A 12,301-nucleotide genomic window follows, 5' to 3' on the forward strand; every position below is an offset into this window, starting at 1 on the left:
AGGTTAAACCTTTTCCGGAAGAATTTTAATAGAAATAAAAAAACCGCTCCTTTTAAGGGAGCGGTCTGGTTAAAATCTCAATAAATAAGTTTTTATTTAATTAAAACCTTTTGATTAAATGTTTTACTTCCATCATTTACCAATAACTGATAAATCCCTGTTTGCAAAAGGCTAGGAAGTTCTAATTCAATTTGGAAGTTGGTACCGGAATTATTCTCATGGAATTTTGAAAAAACAGTTTTTCCCATTAAATCCATAATTTTAATTCCAACCCTGCTATTTTGCTGGAATCCCCACAAACTAAGGTTTACATGATGATTTGTAATAGGGTTTGGATAAGCTAAAATACCTTGGTTATCATTCACAACATTTACAGAGATCACCTTGGAATATTCAAAATTACCATCCTTATCCACCATTTTCAGTCTATAATAATTTATACCTGAATGAGGTCTTAGATCGTCAAATATATATTTGTTTAGTTGATCGGAGTTTCCTTTAGCTAGAGTCTCACCAATTTTTGTGAAATTAATGCCATCCTGAGCTCTTTCTATTTCAAAGAAATCTGTATTTTGTTCAACTATTGTTTGCCACGAGATTTCAACAAAGTCGTCAAATTTTTTACCCGAGAAATCTACCAGTTCTACCGGTAAAATTACGATTGTTCCTGATCCTAAAGTAAAGTATTGCGTACTAAAAGAAACTGCACTAGTAGACTTAATTGTTCCCGTAGTATTGTTTCCGGATGGTGCATTGGAAATCGCATCCCAATGGCTGTCTGCATCACTCCATTGCATCTCAAACAATTGGGTGTAATCCGAAATATTAGAATATTGATTCCAACCAATTTCTACAGTTGCCGTTCCAGGACTTGGGCCGGTTAATTCCCAATATTCATCACCAGGAACTTCAAAATCAGGATAAGTACCCAATAAGGATGGATCCGGATCTAAATTATCAATTGTACCGTTCGTGGTTGGATCTTCCATTCTGAATCGGGTTTCCCAATATCCTGAAGTTGGAGATTCTACACTAATAGGGTTGAAACTTGTTTGATATCCCACTGGAAAGGTAAATGAAGTGGACAAATTTTCTTTTGCAAAATAACCATCCACAAAGCTATTGGCGCTGGCTCCGGTGTAGGTTCCCAGGGTATCCATTACCATTATACCGGTGGTACCGAGAGAAAATATGCCATTGGTTAGATTTAAGGTTCTGTCCACCTCAATGGTGTCTCCTTCATTTAGGAAAACTTTTCCACCAGCTTTATTTATGGTAAGGTCATAAAATTCACTTAACTGATGGCCTGAAAAAACACCTGTAAGGGTTTGATCGGAGGAACCATCTAATGTAAAGTTGTTTCCTGTTGAAGAATTGAGTATTGCGGTGGATGCAAGATTTAAATTTCCTTGCAGATTTACATTTGCAGAACCTGTAATAAACTCACTTGTCTGGTTCAAAGAAAAATCATTTTGTATGTTGATATTTCTATCACTTGCATTATCCACACTTACAGAACCATTGATTACTAGGTTGTTACACACATTTATATCATTGTTAGGCAATGTTCTTGTTCCTGAACCACTGAATGTAAGGTCTTCCAAAGTATTTATTCCTGCCAACACATCGTAGCTGCCCGTACCATCATATTCAATCCCCCCACCTCCACAGGTAAAGAAATCCCCAAAATAACCGGCAGGTAATACGGCACTTGTGGTATTACTGACTAACCTGATGGTTCCTGTGCCTTCCACAGTACCTAACCTGTGCCCAATTGTTCCATCTATTTCTAGTACTCCTCCATCCTCAATTATAGTTTTGAGAAGTCTGATATTATCATTATTTATCCTTAAAACATCCCCATTTTTTACTGTAATTATTGCACCTAAAGGTCCATCTACCGGAATAGCGGTATTCCAGGTTGCTCCATTATCATAATCTCCACCACCAGCCTGGTTGGTTTCGTATTCAGGTACAACATCCGGAATAGCACCATAAATAGCTACATCCGACCCATCGACTCCTACACCAGCAGTATATTCACCTGTTAAACCATCATCATTAGCATTTGAAAAGGGGAAAATAATTTCGTGGTTGCTCTCATCAAAGTTCGCTTGTGAATAGGCTTTGTCCCAGGTTGTTCCAGAAGATAAAAGTCTTGCAGGAATATAGTTGGTTAAGGAATAAGGAGCGGTTACCTCTGTATCATTTGAATCATATTCAAAGGTAGCCGTTCCATTAAATCCAGATATTCCACTTCCTCTTAAAATCCAATGATATTGTAAAACATTATCAGCATCAACAATATTAGGATCGGCTCCTCCAGAAAGGGTAAATTCATCATCTTCCAAAATACTAGGGTGAATTTCATCTGCAGGCCTGATTGTAATGCTTCCTGCACTACTGGTCGTGATATCTAAGGTAATAGGCGTATATTTTGATTCACCCACAGGGAAAATAAAGGAAGTTGGAGAACTTATAGTAGGAAATACTTTCATAACTCCATAGTCCGTAAAGGAACTATTTGTTTGAATCATATTATTTGATGAAAAAGTATTAACCTCCTCAATGCCTGCATTGGTATCAATGGTAAGCAAGCTGTTTCCAATATTTAGTACACCATTCTGAAGTCTCAGGTTATCGGATATTGTGAAAAAGTACCCGTTTCCATCCGGAATTTCAACTCCTGAAGTATTATTGATTGTTATTATTCCAAAAGTACTGGTTCCAATACTACTTCTTAATAATTGTTGCAGGGAATTTCCAGAAAATACAATTCCATTTCCACTGGTACTTGTATGTAACCCATCATTAATAACATTTCCTTTTACATCTGCTGAATAGATATCAGTATGAAAAGTTCCTTCATCCAGGTCAAGTAAATTATTGATGGTAATATCCATTCCGATAGTTAAAGTTTCGGAGTTTGTTTTTTCGAAATTGTAAAATTCAGATGTTCCAGAACCACTAAGAAGTTGTGGAGAACTACCACTAAAGATTGTGGTATTGCCATTGGGAATAAAATTACCATTATTTGTAAAGTTTCCATTTATGGTTAAGGTTAGTCCATCTGCATTTAAACTTCCTAAATCTCCTCCATCATTTTCAATAGTTAAATCACCATCAATTGTGAGGGGATTTACATTCATATTGATTGTAGGTTCATTATCCCCATTAATGATTAAGTTATTCAAAGGAATAGTGGAATTGACTCCAAACTTATTTTGTCCGGTAGGAGTAGAGGAGTTTCCTAAAGTAATGGTAGAACCATTTAGATCATATGTATCGGGTTGTAAATAAAGTGCCGCAATGGAGGGGTTAGAACCGTTTTGTCTTACAATGGTAAAATCTCCTCCAGTATGTGTAAATTCACTTCCAGTATTGACAATTTCAAATGTAGATCTGGAAGATTCTGAAACTGATTGATTTCCTATTAATACCGTACCACCAGATTGACGAAATTTTAGAACTCCTGCATCTGAACCAAGACCTCTTCTTATCTGGTTACCAAGGGTGAATACCCCGGCATCAATATCTAAAATTGCATTTCCTGAAGCAGAATATTCAATATAGGTAGAAGCATCATCGAAATTAGCAGTTCCACCATTAATATGTAATAAACCATCAAGATAGATACCTGAACCTGAAGCATTTACTGATCCATCCTGAACTTCCAACCCACTTCCTTGTGGTATATTAAAATCATCTCCACCCGTAGTCAAATCAATATCAATACCTGAATGGTTTAGGATTAAATTCCCAGCTTGTAATTCTAAAGCTTTTTCAGACCCATTTGTTGATCCACTCAAGGTAAATTCACTATTAAATGTAAAGGTTGATGTTGTATCGGTACCTTTATTCATAATGATTCTGTATAAATCCAATGTTATTCCAGCATTATTTGTCAATGAGTGAGTACCACTATTGCTTAAATAAAGATTTACATTACTTCCTGCATCCGAGGTAAGATCGAATGTTGAACCTCCATCAATAATTATATCACTATTTACTTTTAGAATATGTGTATCTGATCCGGAATTTTCAACCGTAAGAGTATTATTGCCGACATCATCGAAAATTATTGATCCTACTTCTAAAGTTTTATTTGAGCCAACATCAATAAATTCTACATTACCTGGATTATTTGAACCAATTAAAAGCTGATTATTAATGGTGAGGTTGTTAGCTATTTGTAAGGTCGTATTATTATCAATCACAGCATATTCAGCTTCAACATCGATTCCAAACTGGAAGTCTTTATTTGTACCTCCAAATGTTCTAAAGACAGGATATTTACTATAATCTGTAACAACTGTAGTTCCAGTGGCCTGTATCCAAAAAAACCAGCCATTGTCTGGATCATTTGCAAAATCACCAATATCTGCAGTAATAGTTCCAAAATCTGACGCATTTGGCCCTACATCCTGAACAAGTTCCCCCTTTCCAGTAATTAAGAAGGATTCAAGTGAAATTCCCTTTCTTACTCTAATTCTAGACATATCTGTTACACTTAGCGCAGTTCCACCAGCTTTGGAATCAAAGATAATCTGGGCTACATTTACATCACCATGAGATCCATCGATTCTAATTTGGTGCCTGCCATCCCCAGTCTTAGAATAGCTCCCTCCAGTAAGAGAATTAACATATTCACTTCCAATGACAACAATATCTCCTGCACCAGGGATAGTACCAGCAGGTGGTCCAATATGTTTATTGGTAGTATCTGTTGACCAATGATCTGTTTCTTGCCACTCCCACCATGATCCATTTGTTGCCCTGCTGTAATACACAGTTGGTGATCCTGTAAATCTGTTTGTTTCCCCTGCAGTGTAATTTGCATTTTCAAGAGTGAAACCTATATCTCCTTGGCCATTAAAGGTAATGATATTATTTCCAATATCAACACCTTCGCTTTCAGGAATATCCTCATCTTCATAACTTCTGGTGAAAAGGTTTTCATCCTGGACTTTTCCTGCAACATAATTTGCCTCTGTTCCAACTACATCAGTATCATCGTAATAAAAATCTAATTGATCGATGGTTGGTAAAGTATCAAAATCGGAATGATTTAATTTCCAATAGTAGTCTAATAAATCACCTCCTAATAATTCCGTTGTTCCTAACTCTCCCTGAACAGGATTTATAGTGATATACCCATCGTCTGAAACCGCACTAATGGTTAAATTAGCTGGTGTATATTTTCCAGATACTCCAAAAGGGAATAAAAAGCTTGTACCATCTGCTGTACCAGCAGGAACATAAAAGGTAATTCCTCCATCGGAGGCATTACCGTCTGTGATAAACATATCTTCTGAAGAGAAGCAACCCCCGCAACCTCCAAAGTTTGCTTCAGTAGTCTTAAAGTCTAAATCAAATTCATCAATTCGGAGATTGTGATGCTGAATATCCATTCTTCCACTTTGGTATTGAACTCTTCCAACTACAAGGTCGTCATGAAGTGTCACCATGTTAGTGTTTGAACGCACCCTGAAATTGCCTATAACAGCATTTTCATCTGAGTAAATATCTACATCACCAGTTCTAAATTTTACCATTGCATCCGGGTTTGAAACTCCGGATTCATAAACACATAGCGTGTCATATATATATACACTGGCTCCGAAAACTCTCAAGCTGTATTCCTCCAGGTCAAATGTTCCTGATTCAACACGTAATAAATTTTCTACATATACTAGATTGTTTGCATCTGGGTTTGTGCTGCCAGCAATTTCGGTGTCTTTAAGGGTATTAGCATCTAAGGTCAATCTGGCTCCATTTGTTTTTGACAATGTTAGATTGTAAAATTGTTGTTCATCATCCCAAACATTTGCTCCTCCACCTACTTTATTTTGCAGATTGAGGGTGGCACTTTTGGTACCATTGAAAGTTGTAGTATTAGGTTTATTTACATCATCAAACACGTATCCACCATTACTTTCAATTACAAAATCACCTCCAATTGTAACGTCCAATCCATTATGGTCAAGCAGGACTCCATCTCCAATGGTTAGATTATTCAATACTACCAATTCCTGACCAACTAAGGTAGAAAAATCACCGGGATCGTCATCTCCTGATGTACCCCCTTCTAAATCAATTTCTGTAGTTGTACCACTAGTATATTGCATGGTTACATTATAAAAAGGCGCCTTGGATGTTACACGATATGGATGATTTGTATTGATATCCATTATTACTTCTCCACCAGTTACATTAATATTTCCAGGATTACTGTTGATGAATATAGCCCCACCATGTATTTGACCGGAATTTCCAGCTGTATTGTCCTTAAAAGAGGTAGTTCCATTGATCGTTAAAGTACCACCTGACATTATAAACACATTATCAGGGTAAGTAAGGCTTAATAGGTAATAATCACTATTTATACTCCCTCCGGTAATATTAACAATTCCTCCTCTTTGGATATAGCCTCCAATATTACTGTTTCCTTCGGTAGAGGTTCTGAATTGCCTCATATTTACAATACCCCCTGTAACTTCTAAAGAACCCTGGCTTCTGGTAGTAATTCCACTTCCAACATCAGAGGTTAAGGACCCATTGGAAACGAGAACCTTACCGTAAGGCACAATTGCTGTTCCATTGCTTTTAGTAACTGATCCTCCATCTACCCATAATTTAGCTCCTTTTGAGATATTAAAATTAGACCCAGTATTTAGTTGTGCAATACTTACATTTTCCCCAATTATAACTGTACCATTAATCAGTCCTAAAGCATTATTATTTTCTGTTAATTGTTCCGTGCTACCATGGCCCTCGTTTGCATATCCAAATAAATTAAAATAAGAGGGATCCCCTGAAATAATATCTAATATATAAGTATCATCTGTGCCTTTATCAATTTCTATTCTATAAAAATTAGTCACACCTTTAAGGGTTATGGTTTGGTTGATATCGTCTGCCAAAAAATTCACGTCTACAATTCCATCTGTAGCTTCCGTTGCATAATTAGCAGCCCCACGATTGGTGAATTCTACTCTTCCGCCATCATTATCTAAATCAGCATACAGATTTAACTGATGTCGGGCATTTGCTGTACCTACATTTATTTCAGCCAGGCTTTCTATAGTTAAATCTCCATTAATGGTAATATTTAAATCCGTAGTAGAGGCATTATCGTTTATCTGCCAAATACCTTTTATGATTCTGATATCTCCATTTATGGTATAATCAGCTAGATGGGTTACAATATCAGACGAGTTATCCATTTCGATTTCTATCTCATTAAATGAGTGAGCCTGGTTTAAAGTAATACCTGAGCCATATATGATTAACTTTCCTCCATTTTCAGCATCAGCAAACCCTGTATTATCACCAGCTGGATAGTTATCTACACCGGCATTTCCCTCCATTTTTATGACTCCATCTCCAGTGATTGTGGTGAAACTGTGGCCTGTGGAACTTGTTAAATCCAGCCTTCCCACAACATCTAATCCTCCTACAGTTAAGTTATTGGTTGTATTTTGAATGGTAACTGTTCTTCCATTTGTGATGTAAACAAAATCGGCCGGAGAAGGAACATCTCCTCCTGGATTTACATATAAAGGAGTTGCTGCTCCATCCAATGTCCAGGTAGTAGCATCACTCCAGTTTCCGGATTGGTAGCTATACCATGTTTTATTTGGTGATCCTATAACCGGACTGTTGGTTTTATCAGTTGTACCTAGGGTATAAATTCCATCTGCCAATTCCGCATCAGTAACATTAAAGACCATTCTGTCACCGGAAACATTTTTATTTGCATCTGCGATTCCAACATCTTCATATTCACCACTTACACTATTATACTTTAATAAAACATAATCTGATTTGCTTTGAGGAAATTGTCCACCGATTCCATCTCCAAAATCAAATGATATTGTAGCATTAAGAGTTCCGGCTGTTGTTTTTTCAATGTACCAGTTTCTGCTCCATCTTTCTTCTATTCCAGCCTCAAGACTATCTGTTACAGCACTATTAGCAACATTATTGTGGGCAGCCAGGACGAACTCTCCATTATTGTCGAGTGTGCCGTCATAAAATGATAATACTAAACCTGCAGCAGCAGATTCTGTGTGCTCATCGCCATTAAATCTTCCCACACCAATAACATCGTGATAATAATCAGAAGGGTTGCTGGAAAAATAGTCATTCGCCAGGGTAATACCAGGATATTTGGCCTCAAAATAGTTTTCCACAATGACTCGCTGGGCATCATTCAGCCCTGATTTAATCATAAAAATTTCAGCGATCTGGTCTCCATTTAAATATCGGGTATCACCAGCATCGAATTTTCCAATAATTAAATTGCTTGAATAATTGGGAATATCCGTAAATGAAATTGACTTTGTGGTGGTATTCCCTCCGTCCAATGACAATTGTAGCCTTTCTGAGGAAGCTAAAGAACCGTTAAAAACAAAAGATGAAATGTGGGCACTGGTGGAGGAGACAGTACCAGAACCTCCTACAGAATTATTGTCTAAATAACCATAAGTGCTGTACCCATTATTATAAAATATTCCATAGGATTGATTTGAATTGTAACCATCTCTTTTCATTAATAAAGACCTGGTATCAGTAGATCCTCCTTTGTAAACAATAAATATGGAAAGTCCGGAAAAATCACCATCCAATTCATCATCATCTGTAATAGATAAATATCGATCAGTATTATCGAATTCGATTACAGGCAAGTTGTTAAAATCAGCTCCACCATCGGCTGTATAAATCGGACCATTTGTACCTTTGGTAGCAGAAAAAGTATTACCACTAATTCCCGTCCATGATTTTATTTCCTCCCCATCTGAGGCTGGATTATCTGAGTTATTTAAGATATTATCTTCAGCCCTTAGCCATAGGTTGACTTCATTTGTTGAACCCACTCCTCCTGGAACTTCCTGACTAAAGGACAAATGGGGAAAGTAAATGGAAATAAAAAGAAGTATTAGTATGCTTTTAGTAATATTGAATTTATGTGCCATTGGAATTTTTTTTATGAATCCATACGATTCATATAACTAATTCCAACCCTTTAATAGTATAGTAAAATACAACTGGACCCAAAAATTATCATATTTTTAAGTTAAAAAAATTTAATGAAAATTTACTCTTCTAAAATTATCGGGTTGTGAACTTTTTTTACATAAAATGCAAAATTGTAAAAGTCTGTTGATTCTATATTGGACTATGTATGCGGATCATTTTAAAAATTGAACTTTTTAAGTTTTTACCATATGTCATAATTCCATAACAATGGTTTAGATTGTTATTAAATCAGGAATTATTAGTTGTAGGTTCATTTTAAGTCTTGACCTGTATACTTTTTTCCCGATTTGTAATTTTGGATTGACCAAAAGATGCCCATGACTATTCCCCACAAGAATCCGATAATTCCAAAATTAATAGAGTGCCGGTGAGCAAAAAAACTTCACCCAATCCAGATTTGGATGAAGTTTTTTCTAATTTGCAAACTATTTAAGTTTAATCAATAGCACTAATTTTCGATTTTAAAAAGGATTGATTAAATCTGTAATAGCATTACTTATACTATTTGTTTTATTACCAGAAAGGGAAAATTTATTTTTCAAATCACAAGCTGCTTTCTATGATCAAATCACTACTCACCTTAATATTTATTTTTACCATTTCACTAATTCAAGCCCAAAAGCCGAATATTTTACTAATTATGTCGGATGATCTTAATACGCAAATCGGGCCGTATTTAGAACTGGATGAACATACTCCAAACCTAAACCGCTTAGCCGAGGAAGGAGTGAAATTTAATAAAGCTTATTGTCAGTTTCCACTTTGTGGTCCTTCTCGGGCCTCGATTATGAGCGGACTTTATCCTGAGACAAATGGTGTAATTACAAATAATGATAAGCCGGGCAGTTACAAAAAGGAAACTCCCAGTTTATCAGACCATCCATCTATGGCAGGTTTCTTCCGAGAACAGGGTTATTTCACAGCCAGAGTTTCCAAAATTTACCATATGGGTGTTCCTGGAGGAATAGAACAGGGAGCAGTAGGTGGAGATGAACCAGATTCCTGGGATTATGCTTATAATGTGATGGCTCCTGAAACTTTAAGTGAGGGAAAACTGGAATTACTATCTCCTAAAAATCTTCATTATGGAGGAAATTTTTCCAAAATGGAGATCAGCAATGAATTAGATTATACACAGGCAGACCATATGGCAGCTACTCAGGCTATCGCCATTTTAGAAAGCAGAGCGGCAAAGATAGCGAAAGGAGCAACTAATAAAGTGAAATTAAAGCCGGATGAACCCTTCTTTTTAGCGGTAGGATTTGTACGTCCTCATGTACCTCTGATAGCTCCCGAACGGTGTTTTGATCCTTATGAAGAAAGCCTTTTGAAATTACCAGAAGTCAAAAACCTGGATAAAGTTCCAGAGGAGGCTTTAAGAAGACAAAATGAAAAGGTTTTTGGAATGAGTGAAACTCAACAGCGGAGAACTATTGCGGCTTATATGGCTAGTGTACAATTTATGGATGAACAGGTAGGCAGATTACTGGCTGCACTTGATCGACTGAAACTGAGGGAAAATACAATTGTGATTTTTGTTTCCGATCATGGATATAACCTGGGAGAACATGATTGCTGGTCAAAAGTCAGCTTGTGGGAGGGTAGTATTAGAGTGCCCATGATTCTATCTGTTCCTGGTGAGGATTTTAAAAAGAACCATGGTGAAGAATGTGAGGCAATCACTGAACTCATTGATTTATATCCTACTTTAACTGACCTTTCAGGGTTTAAGCAAGAAGGCCCCAAAATTTTGCAAGGGGAAAGCCTTGCTCCTTTTTTAAAAGATGCCAAAGTGAAACCGAATGATGATTTAGCCTATACCATTTCTTACGGAGGAAAAGCAGCGTCCATCAGGACTGACCAATGGAGATATACTCGCTGGGGAGATGGTGCAAATGGGAAAAATGAAGAATTATACGATCATAAAGCGGATCCTGAAGAACTTTTTAATCTGGTAGAAGATGCTTCAAAAAAGAAAGTATTAGCTTTGATGAGGAAAAAATTTGAAGATACTAAGAATGAAATTATTCAATCTAATTTAAGGTGAAAAAGCATAATTAGAACTTTCAACCTCATTGCTTTAGGCCAAAAAATTAGGAGGTTTAGACATGATGGGGATTAAATGTGCTGAATGTTTCTAATGAATATCTACTGTCAAAAATTCTCTAAATAGATCTTTTATTATTAAGTACTTATAAAACTAAATTTTTGAAATGAAAATGATTAATCAGATTAAATCAAGTCTTTTTAGCCTGAGTGCTATTATGCTGGCACTTTTTTCTTGTGGTAAACAGGAAAAAATAGTGGAAGACAACTCACCAAAAAGGCCAAATATTTTATTCATCATGTCAGATGACCATGCTTATCAGGCAATTAGTGCATATGATGATAAGTTGCTAAAAACCCCCAATATAGATCGGCTGGCCGATGAAGGTATTTTATTTTCCAATGCCTGTGTAACCAATTCTATTTGTGCGCCTTCCAGGGCGGTAATCCTTACCGGAAAGCATTCCCATCTGAATGGTAAAATTGACAACCATTCTCCATTCGATACTACTCAGACTACTTTCCCACAAATATTCCAAAATGCAGGCTACGAAACTGCCATGTATGGGAAATTGCACTTTGGCAACAATCCTAAAGGCGTAGATGATTTTAAAATTTTACCAGGACAGGGAAATTATATTAACCCAAAATTTATCACTCCTCAGGGTGATACCACCATCACAGGGTATGTTACAGATATTATTACTGATTTGACCATAAACTGGCTTGATGAAAAAAGAGATAAAGAGAAGCCCTTTATGATGATGTATTTGCACAAAGCCCCCCACAGACCCTGGTGGCCCCGACCAGATAAGTTCAAGGAATTTACAAAAAAAGAATTTCCACTTCCAGCCTCCTTATTTGATGATTATGAAAACAGAGGCACTGCTGCCAAAACAGCTGAAATGAATTTATTGAAGCATATGAAATACGCCCATGATTCTAAAATCCGCCCTGAAACTTTAGCGGAAATGGGAGAAGTTTTACCAGTAGTTGAAGGAGGAAACCAGGGATTTGATGGTCCTTATGGAAGAGCCAATGAAGCACAGAAAGCATTATACGACCCAATCCTTGATTCCATTAATTCGGCATTTAAGGAGCACTGGCCAAAAATGAGCGAAAAGGAAAAAATGATCTGGAAATACCAGCGGTATATGCAGGATTACCTGGGCTGTATAGAATCAGTAGATGACAATATAGGCAGGGTATTGGA

3 protein-coding genes are annotated in these 12,301 nt (G+C 36.6%); 2 read left to right on the forward strand and 1 reads right to left on the reverse strand.

From position 1 onward, the window contains the following. Window positions 1-92: 92 nt before the first annotated feature. Complete coding sequence (locus A3EM_RS0129525) at window positions 93-8,978, reverse strand: T9SS type A sorting domain-containing protein (RefSeq protein WP_026210659.1); 8,886 nt, start codon at window positions 8,976-8,978, stop codon at window positions 93-95. Window positions 8,979-9,601: 623 nt separating this feature from the next. Here A3EM_RS0129525 and A3EM_RS0129530 point away from each other — a divergent pair. Beyond that, on the forward strand, window positions 9,602-11,089 hold the full coding sequence (locus A3EM_RS0129530) for a sulfatase (protein ID WP_020531865.1): 1,488 nt from the start codon (window positions 9,602-9,604) through the stop codon (window positions 11,087-11,089). A 166-nt stretch (window positions 11,090-11,255) separates the two neighbouring features. Next, on the forward strand, window positions 11,256-12,301 hold a 1,046-nt coding region (locus A3EM_RS0129535; protein ID WP_020531866.1), incomplete at its 3' end, for a sulfatase-like hydrolase/transferase.

The organism is Flexithrix dorotheae DSM 6795 (assembly GCF_000379765.1).
In the GTDB taxonomy this organism is placed as follows: domain Bacteria; phylum Bacteroidota; class Bacteroidia; order Cytophagales; family Flammeovirgaceae; genus Flexithrix; species Flexithrix dorotheae.